Source organism: Streptomyces sp. NPDC020489 (genome assembly GCF_044386545.1).
Lineage (GTDB): Bacteria > Actinomycetota > Actinomycetes > Streptomycetales > Streptomycetaceae > Streptomyces.
The window spans coordinates 265,363-286,857 of record NZ_JBIRUZ010000001.1 but is presented as its reverse complement, the minus strand read 5'-3'; the positions used below and the strand labels follow the sequence as shown (position 1 = coordinate 286,857).

Here is a 21,495-nt window from a genome sequence, read left to right as displayed (position 1 = left end):
TCACCTCCGTGAGTAGCCACGGGGAACGGGTGGGCGAAAACTGTCCACTCCCCACCCGAGCACAGTCCACCCACATCACCCTCGCAGTAGGCACCTCAACCCCCCACAGGAACGCAAAGCTCGCCCCCACGCTCGAAGTTCCGCACCCTGAGACGAGTTGGAGCGCACATGCCCCAGCACGTGCCACCCTCGCTGCACACCCCGCATCCCCGGGTGACGCAGCACCCCTCGGCGCTCCCCCCACCTCCGCGCCGAATCGTTTTCCTCGCCCATCGCGACCTCGGCAACCCGGCCGCCGGAGGCTCCGAGCTCCTGGTCGACCGGCTCGCCGACGGACTCACCCGGCTCGGCCACCAGGTCACCCTGCTGTGCGGCGGTCCCGCCTCGTACCGCGACTACCGGGTCGTCTCCGCGGGCGGCGAACTCGGGCACTTCCTGCGCGCCCGCTCGGCCTTCTCCCGTCAGGTCGGCGACTGCGACCTGCTGGTCGAGGTCTGCAACGGGATGCCGTACTTCGCGCCCGTCTGGCACCGCGGTCCCACGCTGTGCCTGGTCAACCACGTGCACACCGACCTGTGGTCGATGCGGTTCGGCGGGCCGATGGCGCCCGCGGCCCGCCTCGGCCGAAGACTCGAGCACTGGGCGCTGACCGGCGCGCAGCACCGCAGTCTGCTGGTCGCCGTGTCCCCTTCGACGGCGCACGCGCTGCGCGGCATCGGCGTGGAGCGGGACCGTATCCGCGTCGTCCACAACGGCGTCGAGGAGCCCGGCCCGCGCGCCGACCGGTCGCCCGAACCGCTGTTCGTCGCCGTCGGGCGGCTCGTCGAGTACAAGCGGATCGATCTGCTGCTGCGGCTGTGGGAGCGGGTACGGCCCGTGACCGGCGGCCGGCTGGTCATCGTCGGCGACGGCCCCGAGCGCGAGCGCCTGGAGCAACTCGCCGGTCCCGGCGTGGAGTTCACCGGCCATGTCTCCGAGGCGGACAAGCACCGGCTGCTGTGCGAGGCCTGGCTGCTGCTGCACCCCTCGGCGGTGGAGGGGTGGGGTCTGGTCGTCACCGAGGCCGCCACCCGCGAGACCCCGACGGTCGCCTTCGACGTACCCGGGCTGCGGGACTCCGTCGTGGACGGGGAGACCGGTGTCCTCTCGCGCGGTGAGTCCACGTTCGCCGCCGCCTGGTGCACGCTCGCCCTCTCGGCAGAGCGCCGGGAGCTGATGGGCAAGGCGGCACGGGAGCGCGCGGCCCGCTACCGCTGGGACCGTACGGTCAGACAGTTCCGTGCCGTCGCCGCGGAGGCGGTGAGGAGCTGGGCACCGTGACGGGCACCGGCCTCAAGGACCCCTCGATCCGCAGATCGGTCGCCCTCTTCCGGGCCTTCCTGCGCGAGCAGGAGGACCCCGAGGCCTGCTACCGCCTCCTCGCCCGGGACTCCGTCGACCAGGTCGAGGCCTACGACGGCCCGGTCGACGGGCGGGTCGTCGTGGACGTCGGCGGCGGCAACGGCTGCTTCACCGAGGAGTTCCGCCGCCGGGGCGCGCACGCCTACCTCTTCGAACCCGACCCGCGGGAGCTGGGCCCCGAGCCGCCCGAGGGGGCCGTCGTCGCCGACGGGTATCTGCTGCCGCTGTCCGGCGGGGTCGCGGACGTCACGTTCTCCTCCAACGTGCTGGAGCACGTCGCCGATCCGCAGACCTTCGTCAGCGAGCTGGTACGGGTGACCCGGCCCGGCGGACTGATCTATCTGTCGTTCACCAACTGGCTGTCCCCGTGGGGCGGCCACGAGTGGGCGCCCTGGCACTACCTGGGCGCCGAGCGGGCGCGGGCCCGCTACCGGCGCCGTACCGGAAGGGCCGCCAAGCACACCCTCGGCGAGAACCTGTTCGCCGTGCACATCGGCCCCACCCTGCGGCAGGTGCGCGCCCGCGACGACGTGCGGGTGGTCTCGGCGCGCTCCCGCTACTGGCCCTTTCTCGCGGAGACCGTCGTCAAGGCGCCCGGCATCCGTGAGATCGCCACCTGGAACCTCCTCCTCATCCTCCGGCGGTGTCCACCATGACGACGTCCACGGTCCAGGCCCCTCCCCCGGCCGCCGTACCCTCCACCGCGCGCATGTCGGGCCCGCCGGAGGGCCCGCGCTCGCGGCGCTGGCTGCTGGGGTTCTGGGCCGTGGTGTTCGTGCTGTTCCTGGCCGTCCACCCGGGGCGGCAGACCTTCGACACCAAGCTCGGGGTCACCGTCGACCCGGGCCGGTTCCTCTCCGACCTCGGTCAGCTCTGGCAGGACCAGGGCGGCTTCGGCGGGATCTCCGACCAGTACACCGGCTACCTGTGGCCGATGCTGCCGTTCTACTGGCTGGCCGACCTGGTACGGCTGCCGGTGTGGCTCGCGGAGCGGCTGTGGATGTCGCTCATCGTGGCGGTCGCGTTCTGGGGCGCGCTGCGGCTGGCCGAGCGGCTGCGGATCGGCAGCGGCGCCTCCCGGCTGCTCGCCGGCCTCGCGTACGCGCTGTGGCCGGTGTTCACGATCGTCGTCGGCTCCACGTCGGCGGCCGCGCTGCCCGGCGCCTTCCTGCCCTGGGTGCTGCTGCCGCTGGTGGACGAGCGCCACGACGCCCGGGTCGCCGCCCTGCGTTCGGCCGTGCTCATCCCCTTCATGGGCGGGGTGAACGCGGCCTCCACCCTCGCCTCCCTGCTGCCCGTCGGGCTCTATCTGCTGTCCCGGCCGCCGGGACCCCGCCGGCGCAAGCTGATCGTGTGGTGGCTGCCGGGTCTGGTACTGGCGACCGCCTGGTGGTGGATCCCGCTGCTGCTGCTCGGCTTCTACGGCGAGAACTTCCTTCCCTACGTGGAGAGTTCGCAGACCACCACCGAGACGATGGCGGCGACCGAGGCGCTGCGCGGTGCCGGGAACTGGGTGGCGTACCTGCACTTCGGCGAGGCCTGGCTGCCGGCCGGCTGGACCGTCGTCGCCTCGGTGATCGTCGTCGTCTGCTCCGCCCTCGCCGCCGGACTCGGCCTCGCGGGGCTCGCCCGGCGGGACATGCCGGAGCGGCGCTGGCTGACGCTGACGGTGATCGTGATCGCGCCGATCCTGCTCGCCGGGTACGGCGGCGCCTTCGGGGCGCCCTTCCACGGGGTGGCGCAGGACTGGCTGAACGGCGCCCTGGTGCCCTTCCGGAACATCTACAAGTTCCAGACGGGGCTGGCCCTGGCGCTGGTGCTGGGCCTCGCCCACCTGGTCGGGGTCGCGGCCGAGGCGCGGGGCGCCCGACCGGTGCGGGGGCGCCGGTTCGCGCCGCTGGTCGCCGCGGTGCTGATCCTGCCGGGTCTGATGTGGCCGTACCTCAACGGCTCGATCCTCAACCCGGGTTCCTTCCAGGAGATCCCCAAGTACTGGAAGGCCACGGCCGACTGGCTGGAGGAGGCCTCGCCGGACGCCCGCGCCCTGGTCGTCCCGGCGACCGCGCACGGCATCTACACCTGGGGTTCCCCCATCGACCAGCCGCTGGACGTGGTGGCCGGGTCCCGCTGGGCGCAGCGCGACTACGTCCCCTTCGGCACGCCCGGCAACCGGCGCGCGATGGACGCCGTCGAGCAGGCCCTGATGACCGGCGGCGAAGTCCCGGGACTGGCCGACTACCTGAGCCGTTCCGGCATCCACTACGTCGTCGTCCGCAACGACCTCGACCCCGACCAGATCGGCTATGTGCCGACGACCACGGTGAAGCGGACCCTGGAGCAGTCCGGGTACGTCCGGATGAAAGGCCTCGGCCCGGTGATGACCGGCGGCCGGATCATCGAGGACGCCCCGCTCGCCGTCGAGGGCCTGTACCCGCGGCAGCGGGCGGTGGAGATCTACCGGCCCGCCGACGACGTCCCCCGCCCCCGGCAGGCGGGCCTGTTCCCGGTCGCCGACACCGCCGTGGTCTCCGGCGGTCCCGAGTCGCTGCTGCCGCTCGCCTCCGAGCTGCGCGGTCGGCCGACCGTGCTGACCGGCGACCACCACCCCGGCGTCGGCAGCCCGCCGCTCCAGGTGGTCGGCGACGGGCTGCGCCGCGCGGACACCCGGTTCGGCCTGGTCAACGCCAACACCTCGTACACGTACACGGCCGACGAGCGCAACGCCCCGGACGCCGCCGAGGACGCGGGCGAGAAACCGCACCAGATCCTGCCGACGAAGGGCCTGGAGCACCAGACGGTGGCCCAACTGCGCGGCGCCCGCTCGGTGTCGGCGTCCAGCTACGGCAACTGGCTCTTCCACCTCCCGCAGTACGACCCGGTCAACGCCTTCGACGGCGACCCGGACACCGCGTGGGTGGAGGGCTCCCTGGGCTCGGCGGACGGGCAGTGGCTGCGCATCGAGTTCTCCGACAAGGCCTACGACATGCCGTCCTCGTTCAAGGTGACCCCGCTGCCCCAGGAGAGCGTCCGGTCGGCGGCGACGAAGGTGCGGGTGGAGACGGACAAGGGCGAGCAGACCACCATCGTGCGCTCCGACGGCAGCACGCAGACCATCAAGGCGCCTCCCGGACCGACGAGTTGGATGAGACTGACGATCCTCGACTCGGTGGAGCGCCGCACCGGTCTGCTGGGCGCCGGCTTCTCCGAGGTCACCCTGCCGGACGTCCAGGTGACCCGGCTGCTGCGGCTGCCCACCGACGCCGGGAAGGGCGGTGCCGCCGCCGAACTGGTCTCCCTGCACCGCGCCGCGAACCCCACGGGCCTGTCCGCCACGGGGACCGAGGCCGGCCTGCACCGGCGGTTCTCGACGGCCACGACAGGGACGTACACGATCCGTGCGAGCGCGACCGCCGTGCCGGGCGAGGAACTGGACCGGATGCTGTACGAGGTCGCGCCCACCCAGGACCGGCGGGTGACCGCCACCGCCGACTCCACGGCCGCCCTCGGGGTGGGGCTGTCCGCGCGCAACCTCACCGACGGCGATCTGACGACGGCGTGGATCGCGGGCGAGCGGCCCACGATCCATCTGCGCTGGGACGGCAAGCAGCCCATCGGTGAACTGGTATTGGCCCCCGCGGGCGGGCTGTCCACCCGGCCCACCGAGGTGAGCATCAGCTCCCCGGACGGCGCGACCGTCGCCGGTGTCGACGAGAACGGCTGGGTGCGCTTCCCGGCGATCACCACCGACCGCCTCGACATCACGATCACCCAGACCGCGCCGCTGACCCTGTACAACCCGGTGGTCGACGAGGACCTGCGGCTGCCGGTGGGCCTGACCGAGGCCTACCTCCCCTCGCTGGAGACCCCCGACGCCTCCTACCGCACGCCCCAGCCCGACAGCGACCGCGCGTTCTCGCTGCCCTGCGGCAAGGGCCCGGTGGTGTCGGTGGACCGCGAGCTGTACGAGACCAGCGTGAAGGGCACGGTGGGCGACCTCACCGAGCGCCGTCCCGTCGAGGTGACACTGTGTCAAGAGGGGCGCGACAAGCCGGAGTTGGAGCTGGGTCCGGGTGCGCACCAGGTGGAGGTTGGGGACGCCGGGCCCCTGCTCCTGACCGACCTGACCCTGACCCGGGGCACGGTCGCCGAGCCCACCGCGGCGGGCCGGGATCTGCGGATACGGGACTGGCTCGGCGACCGCCGCGAGGTGAGCGTCGGCTCCGGGGCGGCCATGTACCTGACGACGTACGAGAACTACAACGACGGCTGGAAGGCCACGCTCGACGGCAAGGAGCTGTCGTCGGTGCGGCTCGACGGCTGGCAGCAGGGCTGGCGGGTCCCGGCCGGGGCGGGCGGCACGGTCAAGCTGAGCTACGAGCCGGCGACGACCTACGACGGCGCCCTGATCGGCAGCGGTGTGGCGGTGCTGGTCCTGGTCGGCCTGGTGCTGTGGCGGCGGGACGAACCCAACCCCGACGCGCCGCAGCCGCCGCCCCCGCCGCCGGGGCTCTGGCTGGGCACGGTCGCGCTCACACTGGTGGGCGTGGTCATCGCCGGGTGGCTCGCGCTGCTGGTGCCGGCGCTCGCGCTGCTGGCCCACCGCAGGCACGAGTGGCTCATGCCGGTCGCGTTCGTGGCGCTGGCCGGGGCGGGCGTCGCGGCCGCGACGGGAGCGGGCGAGCCAGTGTCGGCGGGCCACGGCGCCTTCGGCCACACGGCCCAACTGCTGGCGCTGATCGGCCTGTTCGCGGCGGTGGTGAGCGTGCGCGAGCCGTCTCCCGAGACGGGCCCACCCGACTCCGAGGCACCGACGCGACGGCTGCCCAGGACCGAGGAGGGCGACCCGGCATGACCGCCGCACCCGAGCGCGTTCCGTTCCCCGTGGTGGACGAGGTCTCCCGGCACTGCCTCCAGGAGGAGGAACCGGAGACGGTCCACATCGAGGTCCATCTTCCGGGTCGCCTGGACCCGGCGGGGCTGCGCAAGGCGTTCCACGAGGCACTGCTGCGGCATCCGCGCATCCTCATGCGGGAGGCCCGCGGCCCCTGGTACCGGCGCCGCTACGAGTGGGAGCTGACCGAGCGCCCGGACGTGGAGGTGGTCACCTTTCCGGCGCCGGGCCCCGACGCGTTGCGGGACGCCCGGACCCGGGCGCTGACGACGGCCCCGCCGCTGACGGACTCACCGCCGATCCGACTGGAGGTGGTGGAGAAGGCGGGCCGGGCGGGAGGCGGTGCGGCCGCGGACCCGACGGCGGGCCGGGGCACGGACGGTCGGGGTGCGGAGGGACGGGGCACGGACGGTCAGGGTGCCGGTGCCGCCGGCGTCCCGGAAGGGCCCCCCTCCCCGCCCGGGGGCACGGTCCTGTTCCTCACCATCAACCACACCGCCCTCGACGGACCGGCCTGTCTGCGCGTCCTGGCCACCGCCGCCGAGCTCTACAGCGGCCGGGACAACAGCCCCGCCGCACCCCCCGTCCGCCCGGCCGAGCTCCAGCAGGCCCCCGCGGACACGCCCTCCAACTGGGCACCCCCCGCCCGGGTCGCCCCCGGCACCCCCGAGAACTCCCCCGGCAACGGCCTGCTCGTCACCGAACTGCCCCTGCCGCGCCGCCCCAAGGGCGCCCCCTACACGGTGAACGACCAGCTCATGGTCGCCACCGCCCTCACCATCGCGCAGTGGAACCGCGAACACGGCGCCCGGCCCCGCCCGCTGCGCATCACGATGCCCGTGGACGACCGCCCCCGGGACACCACCATGCCCATCGGCAACGGCACCCGGCTCGTCGAAGTCCCCTTCGCTCCGGAGGAGTTGGTCACCGACGACCTGCCAGGACTGCTGCGCCGCACGGCCTCGCGCACCCGCGCCCTGAAGTCCCTGCCCCGCCCCCAGCTCGGCCACGGCGCCGGCCTGCTCACCGCCCCGGTCACCCCGGTGGCGTGGCGGGCCGCCGTCACCCGGGGTCTGCGCCGGGCCGCCGCGCCCTGGACGTCCACCACGCTCCTGAGCAACATCGGCCGCGTCCCGTACCCGCTGGACTTCGGCGAGGAGGCGGGCCGCGCGCACGCCGTCTGGTTCTCGGCGCCGGCCCGGATGCCCCGCGGCCTCACCGTCACCACCGCCTCCACCGCCGGCCGCCTCCACCTCGCCCTGCGCTGGTCCCGCGCCCTGCTCGGCGAGGGCGACGGCGCCCATCTGCGGGACCTGTTCGAGCACTGTCTGCACACGACGGACGCGGAGTCCCGATGACGTCCACCCAGCCCCCCGAGACGACCGAGGACCCCCGGGCCGCCGGGACCGCCCCCGCCCGGCCGCCCGGCCTGCGGGACTTCTACGAGGACCCCGCCGTCCCCGTCGCCTCCGGCGCCCCCCGCAGCCTCCGGCAGGCCCGCATGCTGGCGCGGGCCCTGGGCACCGGCCGCCCCCGGACCGTCCTCGACATCGGCTGCGGCGACGGCACCGCGGCCGCCGTCGCCGCCCCCCTGCTCCCGGGCCACCGCCTCGTCGGCGTCGACTGGTCCCAGGACGCGCTGCGCCGCGCCCGCACCCGGATGCCGTACGCGGTCAGGGGCGAACTCGGCGACGGGGGGCTGCCGTTCGGCACCGAGTCCGTGGACGCCGTGCTGTTCAGCGAGGTGATCGAGCATCTCGTCGACCCGGACTCGGCGCTGGAGGAGATCCGGCGGGTGCTGCGCCCGGACGGCCATCTGCTGCTGTCCACCCCGAACCTGGCCGCCTGGTACAACCGCGCCCTGCTGCTGGCCGGGGTGCAGCCGGTGTTCTCCGAGGTCAGCCTGCGCGCCATCCACGGGCGCCCCGGCCGGGAGGTGGTGGGGCACCTGCGGCTCTACACGGCCCGCGCGCTGCGGGAGTTCGTCGCGGCGGCCGGCTTCACCGTCGTACGGCTGGAGGGGGCGCCCTTCCACGGCGTACCGCGGCCGATGCGCCCGCTGGACCGGCTGGCGTGCCACAGACCCTCGCTCGCCTCGATCCTGCTGCTGCACGCGCGGAAGACCTAGGGGGCCGGATGTGGTGGGGAGTGGCCGCGGCCCTGCTGGCGAACACCCTGTACAGCATCGGTTTCGTCCTGGAGAAACGGGCGCTCACCTCCCTGCCCGAGGTGTCGATCCGGCAACCGGCCCGGCTGCTCCGGCTGGTGCTGGGCAGCCCCCTGTGGATCGGCGGGTCGCTCGCGCTGGCCGCCGGGTTCGGCGCGCAGCTGATCGTCTACCGCACGCTGCCGATCGCCGCCGCGCAGGGCATCTTCGTCTCCGGCCTGGTGCTGCTGGTCCTGCTGTCCGCGCGGCTGCTGGGCGAGCGGACCAGCGGGCGGGAGCGGTACGCCCTGGCGGCGATCCTCGGGGCGCTGCTGATGGTGGTGCTGTCTCTGGACGAGCGCGCGGACACCGTCAGCCACGCCGCCCCCTACCCGCTGATCCTGCTGGTGTGCGTGCCCTCGCTGGCGGGGGGCGTGTGGCTGTACGGGTCCGCCGAGCGGCGCGCGAGGCACCGGCACCGGCTGCCGACGACCGGCGTCGAGTACGGCGTGGCGGTGGGCCTGCTCTACGGCGTCAGCTCGCTGGCGATCAAGGGCGTGTCGACGTATCTGACCTCGGGCGACTGGGGAGGGGCCCTGACCGGGGTCCTGCGCTCCCCGTACCCGTATCTCCTGCTGTTCACCGGCGCGTTCGGGCTCGTCATGTCGCAGGCCGCGCTCCAGCGCTGCCGGGCGTCGCTGATCGTGCCGGTGTGCACCACCGTGACCAGTCTGTTCACCGCGGTGCTCGGCACGCTGTCGTTCGGCGAGGCGCTGCCGCACGACCCGCTGCGCCTCGCGCTGCGGGTGGCCGGGACGGCGCTGGCCGTCTCCGTGCTGCTGGCCATGCCCAAGCACGACCAACGTCCCGCGCAACCCCCCATCGGTGCCAAGGAGTTGACTCCATGAAAGCCGACGACCCGCTGTTGCGGATCCTCGCGTGCCCGCTCGACAAGGGCCCGCTGCACCTCGTCGTGCCGGACGACCCGGCGGCCCCGGACGAGGTCCTCTACAACCCGCGCCTGCGCCGCCGTTACCCCGTCGTGGACGGCATCCCGCAGCTGCTGCCGTCCTCCGGGGAACAGGTCTCGGACGACGAGCACGAGGACCTCCTCCAGCGGATGACCCCATGACCCTGGCCGCGCAGGTCGCCTCCCTGCTGCCCACCCGGCTGGTCGCCGCCGTCGCCCGGGCCGTGTACCCGCGCTTCGAACCGGAGTTGGCGCGGCTGTCCGAGCTGTGCCCCGCCGGGTGCGGGACCGCCGTGGACGTCGGCGGCTGGTACGGGCCGTGGACGCGCCGGCTGTCGCGGCGGGCCCGCCGGGTGGTGACCGTGGAACCGGTCCCCCACCTCGCGCGGCTGCTCGCGGCGACGGCCCCGCCCAACGTCCGGGTGGTGCAGGCCGCCGCGGCCGAGCGCCCCGGCCGGGCCCAGCTGTGGCTGCCGGCCCGCGACGCGGGCGACCGGGGGGTCTCCTCCCTGGTCCGCCGCGACATCCACGCCCAGGCGGTGCCGGTCGGCTGCGTCACCCTCGACGAACTCGGGCTGACGGACGTGGGGTTCGTGAAGATCGACGTCGACGGCAGCGAACTGGCGGTGCTGCGCGGTGCCACGGGCATCCTGGCGCGGGACCGGCCGGCCCTCTTCATCGAGCTGGAGTCCCGTATCCAGCCGATCAGTCCGGTGGTGACGTATCTGGCGCTGCTCGGCTACGAGGGCTGGGTGCTGCCCGGGCGGGACTGGATTCCGCTGAGCGCCTTCCCGTTGGAGGCGCACCAGGAGCGGGCCTCGTACGTCGTGCACCACGGCCTGCTGCGCCGCGTGCTGCCCTTCCGGGGACCCCGGTACGTCAATTCGGTGCTCTTCCTGCCGGACGGCCGCCGCCCGATCGGCGACCATGGTCCCCATGCCCTCCGCGAAACCCCCGGCTAGCCCCTTCACCCCGCGCGACTTCCAACTGGTCCTGCTGCGGCGCATGGCCGACCACAACCCGGACCTCGTCGAGGACGCCCGCCGTGCGCTGGGCGCCTCCCTGGCCGAGATGCGCGAGGCCAACAAGCGCTGGCAGGCGATGCTCCGCTCCCCCCGGGCCCGGGGCGCCGCCGCGCGCCACCGCTCGGTCCTGGGCACCCCGGAGTCGGTGCTCGCCCGCAGGGTGGGCGACCTGGACTGCGAGGCCTGGCTGTGGACCCTGCCGCTCTGGCCCGAGCTGCGCTTCGAGGTGCTGCTCGCGCCGGACGGCGGGGTGTGGAACGAGTGGCTGGTCCGCGCGCCGGGGACGCCGGGCCCCGAGCTGCGGACCCTGGACGACCTCACGCCCTGGTCGTGCACCGTCGACGAGGTGGCCCGCGCCTTCGCCCCGGCCCGCCCCCTGGAGGGCACGGCGCCCACCCGCTGGGGGCTGGCGTTCACCGCCCCGGACGGCGGCGGCGTACGGCGCGAATGCGCGGCCGAGTTCACCTGGGGGCTGCTGCAACGCGTCGCCGTGCGCTGAGCCGCGGGGTTCAGGAGCGCCCGGAGGCCGCCTCCAGGATCGCCGCCACGACGACGGGCACGGACCGCGGGTGCAGGTCGAGGAAGAGATTCGGCTCGACCAGTTCCAGCTCCATCACCCGCGGCTGTCCGTCGTCGCCGTCGACGAGGTCCACGCGCGCGTACAGCAGCTCGGGAGCCTCCGGTACGGCGGCCAGGGCGCGCTCGGCGACGGCGAGTTCGGCCGGGGTCGCGGTCCACGGCTCCAGGCCGGGGTGGGCGACCTTGTCCGCGTCGAAGGCCGTACCGGGCGCCAGCACGGCCCGCTTGCGGCTGGCGTGCAGGAACCGTCCCCCGACGTACACCAGCGCCCGCTCCCCGCCGGTGTCGATGCCCCGCATGTACGGCTGCACCATCGCGGTGAGCCCCTCCTCGCCCATCCGCGCCAGCTGCCGTACGGCGGTCTCGCGCCGGTCCGGCGTGTACCGCGCGGCGTACCGGGCGCCCGCCCCGGAGGTCGGCTTGACGACGTACTCGCCCTCGTCGGGGAGGTCGGCCGGGTCACCGGGCGCCAGATAGCGCGTGGGCACGGTGGGCACCCCGGCCGCTGCCAGCTCCCCGAGGTAGCGCTTGTCGGTGTTCCACCGCACGACCCCGGCCGGGTTGGCGAGCCGGGTGGCCTTGCCGCACCGCTGCGCCCACGCCACGAACTCGGCGGCCCGCCAGCTGTAGTCCCAGGTGGACCGGATGACGGCCAGGTCGTAGCCGCCCCAGTCGACGCCGGCGTCGTCCCAGAACACGGCGTCCGCCCCGGCCCCGGCCGCCCGCAGGGCGTCCACCAGCACGGGCAGGTCGCGGTCACGGTGCGGCTCGGGCCGGGGGTCGTAGGTGACGAGGGCGACTCGGGGCACGACGGGGTCCCTTCTGCTACGGCACTGACCTCCGCAGGCTAGCCAGGTCCCCCACGCCCCCGGCAACCCGGTTCGACCCGACCTGATCGGGCACAGGATGTCGGGTCCGGCAGGGTGGGTCCTTCCTAACGTGAGGAAACGAAAGGGAAGGAGACCGGGGTGCTGGACGGGCTGAACGAGGCCATGGAGCACATCGAGCAGCGGCTCGACCAGCGGATCGAGGCGGCCGACCTGGCGCGGATCGCGACGACGTCGGAGTACCACCTGCGGCGGCTGTTCTCCGCGCTGGCGGGGATGCCGCTGTCGGAGTACATCCGGCGCAGACGGCTCACCGTCGCCGGCGCGGAGGTGCTGGCCGGGGACCGGACGCTGCTGGAGATCGCGGTGCGCTACGGCTACACGTCCGGCGAGGCGTTCGCGCGGGCGTTCCGCGCCCTGCACGGCGTCGGTCCGGGCGAGGCCCGGCGCTCCGGTGCGAGCCTGCGGTCCCAGCCCCGGCTCTCCTTCCGCCTCACCGTCGAAGGGAACAGCAGCATGCGCTATCGGATCGTGGAGAAGGACGAGTTCCGGGTGGTCGGCCGCAAGGCACGCGTCCCCCTGGTGCACGAGGGGATGAACCCGGCCCTGGTCGCGTTCATCCGGGGCATCGACCAGGAGACGCTGCGGCGCCTGGAGGGCCTCGCGGACCAGGAGCCGCGCGGGATCGTGGGGGTCAGTGACGACCTCGACCCGAGCCGGGCCGAGGGCACCGAACTCGACTACTACCACGGGGTGGTGACCGGCGCGGACGCGCCCGGGGACCTGGACTCGCTCACCGTGCCGGCCGGCACCTGGGCGGTGTTCGAGAACTCCGGCCCCTTCCCGCAGACGCTCCAACACCTGTGGCGGGACGTGTTCACCCAGTGGTTCCCGTCCAACCCGTACCGCAGCCGCCCGGGCCCCGAGCTGCTGCGCACCCGCCTGTCCCCGGACGCGGCCGAGGCGGACGCGGAGCTGTGGATCCCGGTGGAGTGCACACCCGTCTGACCCGGACGGACGGCGGGCGGGCGTCCGGGCACGGGGCATCGGGTAGGAGCGGTACCGGAGAACGCCGCCCCGAAAGATCCTGAAGGAGTACGCCGCGTGACCCCTCTCTTCCCGGCCCTGACCGACGCCCCGGCGCACCGGCCCGCCCTGCGGTTCGGCGACCGCTCCCTGACCTACGGGGAGCTGGCCGCCGTGACCGGCGTCCTCGCGGGCCAGCTGCGGGACGCCGGCCGCGTCGCCGTCTGGGCGACCCCGGCCCTGGAGACCGCCGTCGCCGTGGTCGCGGCGCTCCGGGCGGGCGTCCCGGCCGTTCCGCTGAACCCGAAGTCGGGCGAGGGGGAGCTCGGCCACATCCTGTCGGACAGCGCGCCGACCCTGGTCCTGGCCGCCCCGGGCGACGAACTGCCCTCCCCGGTGCGGGACGTGCCGCGCCTGGACGTCACCCTCGACCGCACCGGCGGGCCCGTCGCCGACGCCGGCGCCGAGGACACCGCCCCCGCCCTGGTCGTCTACACCTCCGGCACCACGGGCCCGCCCAAGGGCGCGGTCATCCCCCGCCGGGCGATCGCCTCGACGCTGGACGCGCTGGCGGACGCCTGGGAGTGGACCGGCGACGACGTCCTCGTCCACGGCCTGCCCCTGTTCCATGTGCACGGCCTGGTGCTCGGCGTCCTCGGCCCGCTGCGCCGCGGCGGCTCGGTCCGCCACCTCGGCCGGTTCAGCCCCGAGGGCGTGGCCCGCGAGCTGAACGACGGCGCGACCCTGCTGTTCGGCGTCCCCACGATGTACCACCGGATCGCCCAGGCCCTGCCCGCCGACCCGCAGCTGGCGAAGGCACTGGGCCGGGCCCGGCTGCTGGTCTCCGGCTCCGCCGCGCTGCCCGTGCACGACCACGAGCGGATCGCCGCCGCGACCGGCCGCCACGTCATCGAGCGCTACGGCATGACGGAGACCCTGATGAACACCAGCGTCCGCGCGGACGGCGAGGCCCGCCCGGGCACGGTCGGGGTGCCCCTGCCCGGGGTGGAGCTGCGGCTGGTGGAGGAGGACGGGACGCCGATCGCCTCGTACGACGGGGAGACGGTCGGCGAGATCCAGGTGCGCGGCCCGAACCTGTTCACCGGGTACCTCGACCGGCCCGACGCCACGGCGGCCGCGTTCACCGCGGACGGCTGGTTCCGCACCGGCGACATGGCGGTGCGCGACGCCGACGGCTACGTCCGGATCGTCGGCCGGAAGGCCACCGACCTGATCAAGAGCGGGGGGTACAAGATCGGGGCGGGTGAGATCGAGAACGCGCTCCTGGAGCACCCCGGGGTGCGGGAGGCGGCGGTCACCGGGGAGCCGGACGCCGACCTGGGCGAGCGGATCGTCGCCTGGATCGTGCCGGCGGATCCCCAGTCGCCGCCCGGCACCGAGGAGTTGGCCCACCACGTGGCCCGGCGGCTCGCCCCGCACAAGCGGCCCCGGGTCGTCCGCCACCTGGACGCCCTCCCGCGCAACGACATGGGGAAGATCATGAAGCGGGCGCTGCCCCGTGACTGACCGCAGCTCCGCCCGCGCCTTCCTCACCCAGGTCACGGACGACTTCACCGAACTGCCCACCCCCGAGGGCGAGTGGGGGCCCGACGGCCCGCTCGCCTGGGCGGGCTACGACGCCGCACGCGCCCGGGCGCGCGAGCGCACCGGCGAGGCGGAGTCCGTGGTGTGCGGCACGGGGCACGTCCAGGGGGTGCGAGCGGTCCTGCTCGCCTTCGAGTTCGGCTACCTCGGCGGCTCCCTGGGCGTGCTCACCGGCGACCGCCTGGAGGCGGCGTACGGCTACGCGCGCGCCCACCGCCTGCCGGTCGTCCCGCTGGTCGCCACGGGCGGCAGCCGGATGCAGGAGGGCATGCTCGCCCTGACCCAACTCCAGCGCGTGGCCCGGCAGTCGGCGCTCACCCGGGCGGCGGGCCTGCCCCAGATCGCGGTCCTGAGGGACCCCACCACCGGGGGCGGCTGGGCCACCCTGGGCGCGGGCGCCGACGTCGTCCTCGCCCTGCCGGGCGCCCAGGTCGGTTTCGCGGGCTCCCGGGTCCGCCCCCCGGACGCGGACCCGGCGGCGTACACGGCCGAGGCCCAGGTGGCGGCGGGCGCCGCCGACGCCCTCGTCCGGCCGGAGGACCTGCGCCGCACCCTCGGCCGCTGGCTGCGCCTGCTGACCTCCCCGGCCGCGGAGGCACCGCTGCCCCGCCACCCCGGCCCGCCCCCCGCACCCGGCCTGCCGCGCACCGGCTGGGAGGCGGTCCAGCGCGCCCGCTCCCCCCGGCGGCCCCGCGCCGACCGCTACCTGGACGCCTGCTTCACCCACCGCGTCGCGATCTCCGGCGACCGCTGCGGCGGCACGGACCCGGGGATGCTGTGCGGCTTCGGGGAGCACGCGGGCCGGACGGTCGCCTACGCCGCACAGACCGGCACCGCGACCCGCCCGGCCGGCTACCGCACCGCCGCCCGGCTGATCCGCCTCGCGGACCGGCTCGGCATCCCGGTCCTGACCCTGGTCGACACCCCGGGCGCCGCCAACGACGCGGAGGCCGAGCGCCAGGGCGCGGGGGCGGCGATCGCCGACCTGTTCGACGCAGTGGCCACCGTCCGCACCCCGATCACCACGCTGCTCATCGGCGAGGGCGGCTCCGGCGGCGCCCTCGCGCTCGCCGCCCCCGGCGCCACCTGGGCCGCCCCGGACAGCTACTTCTCGGTGATCGCCCCGGAGTCGGCGGCGGCCATCCTGAAACGGCCCCCGGAGGAGACGGCGGCCACCGCGGACCACCTGCGTCTGCGGCCCCAGGACCTGGCGGAGCTGGGAGTGATCCGTACCGACTGACCCCACGTCAAGACCTTTATGTGACGCTTACATCGGACATAACAGACAAAACCCCCCATTCAGTCGCGCCCCACCCGGCCCCCTCCAGAAGGCGCCCCACCCCCGCCCCTCGCACGATGCCAGTGAGCCCCGCCGCCCGGCGCGGCCACGGTCTGTGTTCTCGGGAGGACCTGCCCATGACCGCCACCGCCAGTCTGGAGCAGCTGCGTCGCTGCCACTTCGCCGTCGACCTGGGCGCGGCGAGGACGCGGGTGTACGTGAAGGGCGCCGGGCTCGTCGTCGACCAGCCGTCCGTCGCCGCCGTGAACACCCGGACCGGTGCGCTGATCGCGGTGGGCGAGTTCGCGGAGAAGATGACGGGCCGGACGCCGGACTACATCCGGGTCGTACGGCCCGTCTCCGGCGGGACCGTCGTCGACATCGAGATGGCCCAGCGCATGCTCCGGCACCTGCTCGGCGACAAGATCCGCCGCTCGCTGCGGCGCAAGCCGATCCTGCGCGCCGCAGCCTGCACCCCGCACGACGCGGACCCCCTCGCCCAGCGCGCCTGCATCGAGACGCTGGTCGGACTGGGCGCCCGGCGGGTGGAACTGGTCGACACGCTGATCGCCGCCGCCGTCGGCTGCGGACTGCCCGTGGAGCGGCCCGAGGCCACCATGGTGCTGGTCTGCGGCGCCGCGGCCACCCAGGTCGCCGTGCTCTCGCTCGGCTCGATCGTCAACGCCGTCCGCATCCCCGTCGGCGGCGAGGCCGTGGACCACGCGATCGTGCAGCACCTGCGCCACCAGCACGAGCTGATGCTGCCGAGCCAGTCCGTACGACCGCTGCAACTCGCCCTGTCCGGCAACGGCCTCACCCCCTCCGGCCCCGCCTCCACCGAGATCCACGGACGGGACGTCGCCACCGGCCTCGCCCGTTCCGTCCAGGTCGACACCGCCGCCGTCCGGGACGCGATCCAGACCCCGCTGACCGCCGTGCTCGACGGCATCGGCAAGGTGCTGCGGGACTGCCCGCCCGACCTGGTGGCCGACCTCGCCGACCGCGGGATCATGATGGTCGGCGGCAGCGCCCTGCTCCCCGGCTTCGACCAGATGCTGCGGCACGCCACCGGCATGCCGGTGCACATCGCCGAGCGGCCCGAGGTGTGCGCGGTGGAGGGACTCGGCGCGATGCTGGAGGGCCGTATCGAACCGCTCGCGCTGAGCCCGCTGACCGACTGAGCCGATCGCCGGCCCCGGCCATGCCCGAAGCCCTCCTCCCCCCGCTCCTGGAAGCCGTCCTCGGCGTCGGCACCGACCTCGAACTGCGCACCACCCTCCAGCACATCGTGGACGCCGCCGCCGAGCTCACCGGCGCCCGGTACGCCGCGCTCGGCACGGCCGACCCGGGGCAGGACGGACTCAGCGAGATCCGCACCCCGGGCACCGTGCCGTCCGCCACCGCCTGCCTGACGGTGCCGATCCATGTCCAGGACGAGGAGTTCGGCAGGCTCCACCTCGCCGGGAAGGACCGGTTCACCGCCGAGGACGAGCAGCTCCTGCACGTCCTCGCCGTCCAGGCCGGCATCGCCATCGGCAACGCCCGGCTCTACGAGGCGGCCCGGCAGCGTGAGCGGTGGATCGAGGGCGCGGCCGCCGTCACCACCGCGCTGCTCGGCGAGGGCCCCGCGGCCGACGCGCTCACCACGGTCGCCGAACGCGCCCGGCTCCTCGCCGACGCCTGCGCGGGCGTCATCCTGCACCCCACCGAGGAGGGCGGCATGGAGATCGTGACGGCGTCGACGCACGACGACCCGGGCGACATCGTCGGTACGACCATCGCGCCCGGCAGCCCGGTCCTGGAACAACTCCTCGGCGGTGAACCGGTGTTCGTCGACGACTCGGCGACCGACCCGCGCATGACGACACATGTCCGGCACCGGTTCGGGCCCAGCATGATGCTGCCGCTCCAGGCGGACGGCCGGCTGATCGGCACCCTCGCCCTGCCCCGCCGGCGCGGCGACCGCCCGTACACCTCCGTCGAGCGGCTCCTCGCGGTGCAGTTCGCCTCGCAGGCCGCGCTCGCCCTGGTCCTCGCCGACGCCCAGCACAGCCGGGAGCTGCTCGCGGTCTTCGAGGACCGTGACCGCATCGCCCGGGACCTGCACGACCTGGTCGTCCAGCGGCTGTTCGCCACCGGCATGATGCTGGAGTCCGCCCAGCGCCGCACCGAGGAGGACGAGGTCCACGAGACGCTGGGCCGGGCGGTCGACGAACTCCAGTCCACCGTCCAGGAGGTCCGTACGACGATCTTCGCCCTCCAGCAGCCGCCCGCGGACGCCCCGACGACGTTCCGGGGCAAGGTGCTCCGGGAGACCGCGGGGGCGGCCGCCCTGCTGGGCTTCGCCCCGTCCACCCGGTTCACCGGCGCCGTCGAGAGCCGCGTCCCAGAAGCGACCGCCGGCCTCCTGACCGCCCTGCGCCGCGCCCTGGCCACCGCCTCCCGCCGGCCCGGCGTCGGCCGTATCGAGGTCACGGTCGACGCGACGGCGACCCTGCCGGACGGCCGGGAGGGCGTACGGCTGACCGTGCACGACGACGGGGCGGCCGACGAGGGGACGGCCGACGGCGCGGGCACGGGGACGACGGTGACCTGGCAGGCGCCGCTCTGAGCACGGCCGGGCAGGTCGGCGGGACCGACGCGGTCAGCGGGCGAACCAGCACCGCACGGTGGTGCCGTCCTCCCCGGTGTGCGTCCGCACCAGATCGGCGACCAGGTTGACCAGCAGCAGCCCGCGTCCGCCGCGCTGGTCGCGCGCCGGGGGCCGCCGTCCGGCCAGCGGGTCGGCGAGGCGCCCCGCGTCCCGGACCTCGCAGAGCGCGTACCCGTCCTCGCTCCACACCCGCAGCGTCCCCGCACCGCCCCCGTGCACCACGCTGTTGGTGGTCAGCTCGGCCGCGACCAGGGCGAGGTTCTCCAGCGCGATCCCGGTCAGCCCGAGCCGCGCGCCCTCGGCGGTCGCGAGATGGCGGACCGCGGAGAGCGACCCCGCGTCGAAGCCTAGGCAGAGCACGTCCGGGACGACGGACAGCGGCTCGTTGCAACGGTCCACCACCGCGTCGGGGGCGTACGCGTCGCTCCGCCGTTCCGGCCCGCCGCCGGAGGGGATGACGGTGGGGTGGGTGGCCCAGGCGTCGGCGAGCACCGTCTCGTCCAGGCGCCGGACGTCGTAGGGGCACAGGATGGTGGCGTGCCGGTCCGCGAAGGCCGCGTTGATCAGCGCCTCGTGCTGGACGCAGGCGGGGTACTCGCCGCTGGTGCGGCCGGCCCAGATCGGCTCGCCGATGATCCGCACCCGGCGTCCGGGCGGCTGGGCGTCGGCGAAGGCACGCAGCACGCCGGGGATGATCCGGCCGGGATTGCGGCCGGCCTCGCGCATGTCCAGGAGCCGTACCGTGTCGGCGTCGGTGCCGAGCGCGTCGCGGATCAGCCCGAGGTTGTCGCCCGGTACGGCCACGGCGACCGGCTCGCCCGCCTCCAGACCCTCGCGGACGAAGGGGACCGTGCCGGCGAGGTACTCCTGGGCGTCGCCGTAGAAGAGCGCGGGGTGCAGGAACGGGGCGCTCACGACGACGACCCCTCGCTCCCGGACAGTCCTGGCCAAAGCAGCTCAGGAGTCCGGCTGGGCATGGGCGGCGGACCGTGCGACTCCAACAACCGACCCTCCTCCAGACGCCGTGCGGCGGCCGCGAGGGCGTCAGCGCCCGTGACATCGACGAACATCACGGCGGACAGCTCCAGACCGTACACGTCGGCACACGCGCCCACCGTCCGCTCCAGCGCGCGCTCCCGAGATTCCCGTGAGTGGCCGCGGCCACCTCGCCCGCGGCGCGCAGGCCGCGTCCGGGCACCCAGGCGTCTACCCCGCCGGGAAGCTCCCACTCCCCCGTCCGCCCCAGGTGTAGCCCGTGCCGGGTCGGGCAGGCGCATGAGCGGCACCGCCGGGCCCCCGCGGGGCTGACGCTGTGCATCCGTCCAGGACCGGTGGCGCGAAGGAGGGCCGTCAGCGTGACGACGGTAGGGGACCGACGGGACGGGGAGATGAGCTCAGCGGCACACACACCACTCGCACGGCGCCTGAACACCCTGGTCATCGACGCCCGCACGGACGCGGGCCGGGCCGAGCTGCGACCGCGGGGCGAGCTGGTGCACGGCTGCGCGCGGGTCCTGGAGGCGGCCCTGTCGGCGCTGCCGGACGAGGTCCACCGGGTCGAGCTGGACATGACCGGCGTGGTGTTCATGGACACGGCCGGGCTCCAGTTCCTGGAGCTCCTGGACGACTACCGCCACCGCCGGCACGTCCCGGTGACCACCTCGCACTGGACCGGCCAGCCGCGCCGGATCCTCGAACTCGCCGGCCTGGACACCACCGACCCGCTGCACACGGCCCCCCGCCCGGACGACACGGAGCCCGCTCCCCCGGCGTCCTCCGCGGTCGCCCTGGAGCGCACGGAACAGATCCAGCTGCTGCGCGAGGAGGTCGAGCAGCTGCGCCAGGCGATCGTCTCGCGGCCCGTCATCGACCAGGCCCGCGGCATACTGATGGCCGCCCACTCCTGCACCCCCGAGGAGGCCTGGGCCATTCTGCGGACCACCTCCCAGCTGTCCAACACCAAGCTGCGCTCCGTCGCGGAGGCCCTCACCGCCGGCACCAGGCCCGACGGCCCGCCGCCGCCGGAGGAGGTGCGCACGGCGTTGCGCACGGCGGTCCGCAGCTGTCTGGACTGAGCGGCCCTCGGCGGGGGCCGAAAGCCGACCCCGCACCGGCAAAGCCGTTGATCACCTCTTCGGCCGGACCGTAGGTTCCGTCGCATGACGAATCTCCGGATCGGTGTGATGTACGACCGCGACTGGGCCCCCGAGGAGCTGCCCGGGTTCGCGCGCCGGGCCGAGGCGCTCGGCGCGGACGACCTGTGGGTGGTGGAGGACCTGCGCTGGTACGGCGGGGTGTCGGCGGCGGGCGTGGCGCTGGGCGCGACCGAGCGGCTGCGGGTGGGCATCGGGATCGCCCCGGCGCCGCTGCGCAGCCCGGCCCTGCTGGCGATGGAACTGGCCACGCTGGCACGGGTGTTCCCGGGCCGGCTGGTGGCCGGGATCGGCCATGGCGTACGGGAGTGGATGGAGCAGGTCGGGGTGGCGCCGCGCTCTCCGCTGGCCCTGCTGGAGGAGACGATCACCGCGGTACGGGCGCTGCTGCGCGGGGAGCGGGTCACGGTGGACGGGCGGGAGGTGCGGATCGACGGCATCGAGCTCGTGCATCCGCCCGCCGAGCCGCCGCCGGTGGTGGCGGGGGTGGTACGGCCGCGCTCGCTGGAGCTGTCCGGTCGGGTCGCGGACGGCACGCTGATCGCCGAGGGCCACGGCCCGCGGGACCTGGAGCAGGTACGGGCGCTGCTGGCCAAGGGCGGTGCGGGCGACGACCACACGCTGAACGTGTTCGCGTTCGCCTGTGTCGGCGACGACCCCGAGGAGGTCGCGCGGGCCCTGCACCCGCACACCGAGGGGCACGGCGCCTGGTTGGGCCGCCCTCAGGAGGAGGTCTTCACCGTCTCCGGTGACGCCGCCGGGGCCGCGGAACGGATCGCCGCGCTCGAGGAGTCGGGCGCCGACACCGTCGTCCTCCGGTTCGTCGGCGCGGAGCCGCTGCGGCAGCTGGAAGCGGTCCTTGAGGCCGCCCGGCGCTGACCCGCACTCCGCGACGCGGGTCCCGTCCGGGGCCCGCGTCGTCGCGCGTGCCCCCGCCCGC

General features: G+C 74.7%; 18 protein-coding genes. 16 read left to right on the top strand and 2 right to left on the bottom strand.

Features of this window, described 5'->3' with window-relative positions; all coding sequences use genetic code 11:
* The first annotated feature begins 168 nt into the window (after positions 1–168).
* Genes ACH41F_RS01225 through ACH41F_RS01185 form a run of 9 tightly spaced genes read left to right on the top strand, consistent with a single transcriptional unit; the run spans position 169 to position 10,932 of the window.
* Positions 169–1,320, top strand: coding sequence for a glycosyltransferase family 4 protein (locus ACH41F_RS01225; protein WP_398832035.1), 1,152 nt, complete (start codon positions 169–171; stop codon positions 1,318–1,320).
* Positions 1,317–2,057, top strand: coding sequence for a methyltransferase domain-containing protein (locus ACH41F_RS01220; RefSeq protein ID WP_391229289.1), 741 nt, complete (start codon positions 1,317–1,319; stop codon positions 2,055–2,057). Before ACH41F_RS01225 ends, ACH41F_RS01220 begins: the two co-directional genes overlap by 4 nt.
* A complete protein-coding gene (locus tag ACH41F_RS01215; protein ID WP_391229287.1) occupies positions 2,054–6,253 on the top strand; it encodes an alpha-(1->3)-arabinofuranosyltransferase family protein in 4,200 nt (1,399 codons plus the stop codon). Before ACH41F_RS01220 ends, ACH41F_RS01215 begins: the two co-directional genes overlap by 4 nt.
* The gene (locus ACH41F_RS01210) at positions 6,250–7,650 is read left to right on the top strand and encodes a condensation protein (protein ID WP_398832032.1); all 1,401 of its coding nucleotides are present in this window, start codon (positions 6,250–6,252) and stop codon (positions 7,648–7,650) included. The genes ACH41F_RS01215 and ACH41F_RS01210 overlap by 4 nt, the downstream gene beginning before the upstream one ends.
* A complete protein-coding gene (locus ACH41F_RS01205; RefSeq protein ID WP_391229283.1) occupies positions 7,647–8,420 on the top strand; it encodes a methyltransferase domain-containing protein in 774 nt (257 codons plus the stop codon). The genes ACH41F_RS01210 and ACH41F_RS01205 overlap by 4 nt, the downstream gene beginning before the upstream one ends.
* A 20-nt stretch (positions 8,421–8,440) precedes the next feature.
* Positions 8,441–9,346 carry a hypothetical protein gene (locus tag ACH41F_RS01200; RefSeq protein WP_391230566.1) on the top strand — a complete coding sequence of 302 codons (906 nt, stop codon included), beginning with the start codon at positions 8,441–8,443 and terminating at the stop codon, positions 9,344–9,346.
* Positions 9,343–9,570 (top strand): Trm112 family protein, encoded by a 228-nt coding sequence (locus ACH41F_RS01195; RefSeq protein ID WP_391229282.1) that lies wholly within the window; start codon positions 9,343–9,345, stop codon positions 9,568–9,570. The genes ACH41F_RS01200 and ACH41F_RS01195 overlap by 4 nt, the downstream gene beginning before the upstream one ends.
* Entirely contained in the window at positions 9,567–10,370 is an 804-nt protein-coding gene (locus ACH41F_RS01190) for an FkbM family methyltransferase (protein WP_391229280.1), read from the top strand. Before ACH41F_RS01195 ends, ACH41F_RS01190 begins: the two co-directional genes overlap by 4 nt.
* Positions 10,345–10,932: a hypothetical protein gene (locus ACH41F_RS01185; RefSeq protein ID WP_391229278.1), complete on the top strand. Its 588-nt coding sequence runs from the start codon at positions 10,345–10,347 to the stop codon at positions 10,930–10,932. Before ACH41F_RS01190 ends, ACH41F_RS01185 begins: the two co-directional genes overlap by 26 nt.
* A gap of 10 nt (positions 10,933–10,942) precedes the next feature.
* Here ACH41F_RS01185 and ACH41F_RS01180 read toward each other — a convergent pair whose 3' ends face one another.
* Positions 10,943–11,821 carry a RimK family alpha-L-glutamate ligase gene (locus tag ACH41F_RS01180; RefSeq protein ID WP_391229276.1) on the bottom strand — a complete coding sequence of 293 codons (879 nt, stop codon included), beginning with the start codon at positions 11,819–11,821 and terminating at the stop codon, positions 10,943–10,945.
* Between the two features lie 159 nt (positions 11,822–11,980).
* On the opposite strand from ACH41F_RS01180, the gene ACH41F_RS01175 reads away from it, so the two are divergent.
* The 5 genes from ACH41F_RS01175 to ACH41F_RS01155 all read left to right on the top strand — a co-directional run bounded on the left by ACH41F_RS01175 (position 11,981) and on the right by ACH41F_RS01155 (position 18,360).
* Complete coding sequence (locus ACH41F_RS01175; RefSeq protein WP_391229274.1) at positions 11,981–12,847, top strand: GyrI-like domain-containing protein; 867 nt, start codon at positions 11,981–11,983, stop codon at positions 12,845–12,847.
* Positions 12,848–12,943: 96 nt separating this feature from the next.
* Positions 12,944–14,392 carry an acyl-CoA synthetase gene (locus ACH41F_RS01170; RefSeq protein ID WP_398832027.1) on the top strand — a complete coding sequence of 483 codons (1,449 nt, stop codon included), beginning with the start codon at positions 12,944–12,946 and terminating at the stop codon, positions 14,390–14,392.
* Positions 14,385–15,710, top strand: a complete 1,326-nt coding sequence (locus ACH41F_RS01165; protein WP_398832025.1) for a carboxyl transferase domain-containing protein — start codon at positions 14,385–14,387, stop codon at positions 15,708–15,710. The genes ACH41F_RS01170 and ACH41F_RS01165 overlap by 8 nt, the downstream gene beginning before the upstream one ends.
* Before the next feature lie 176 nt (positions 15,711–15,886).
* Positions 15,887–16,930 (top strand): rod shape-determining protein, encoded by a 1,044-nt coding sequence (locus ACH41F_RS01160; protein ID WP_391229270.1) that lies wholly within the window; start codon positions 15,887–15,889, stop codon positions 16,928–16,930.
* A 20-nt stretch (positions 16,931–16,950) separates the two neighbouring features.
* Positions 16,951–18,360: a GAF domain-containing sensor histidine kinase gene (locus tag ACH41F_RS01155; RefSeq protein WP_398832021.1), complete on the top strand. Its 1,410-nt coding sequence runs from the start codon at positions 16,951–16,953 to the stop codon at positions 18,358–18,360.
* 33 nt (positions 18,361–18,393) lie between these two features.
* Here ACH41F_RS01155 and ACH41F_RS01150 read toward each other — a convergent pair whose 3' ends face one another.
* On the bottom strand, positions 18,394–19,317 hold the full coding sequence (locus ACH41F_RS01150) for an anti-sigma factor RsbA family regulatory protein (protein ID WP_398832018.1): 924 nt from the start codon (positions 19,315–19,317) through the stop codon (positions 18,394–18,396).
* Between the two features lie 473 nt (positions 19,318–19,790).
* Between ACH41F_RS01150 and ACH41F_RS01145 the strand changes: the two genes are divergently transcribed.
* Positions 19,791–20,477: an ANTAR domain-containing protein gene (locus ACH41F_RS01145; RefSeq protein WP_391229264.1), complete on the top strand. Its 687-nt coding sequence runs from the start codon at positions 19,791–19,793 to the stop codon at positions 20,475–20,477.
* 84 nt (positions 20,478–20,561) lie between these two features.
* On the top strand, positions 20,562–21,434 hold the full coding sequence (locus ACH41F_RS01140) for an LLM class flavin-dependent oxidoreductase (protein WP_398832013.1): 873 nt from the start codon (positions 20,562–20,564) through the stop codon (positions 21,432–21,434).
* Positions 21,435–21,495 lie beyond the last annotated feature (61 nt).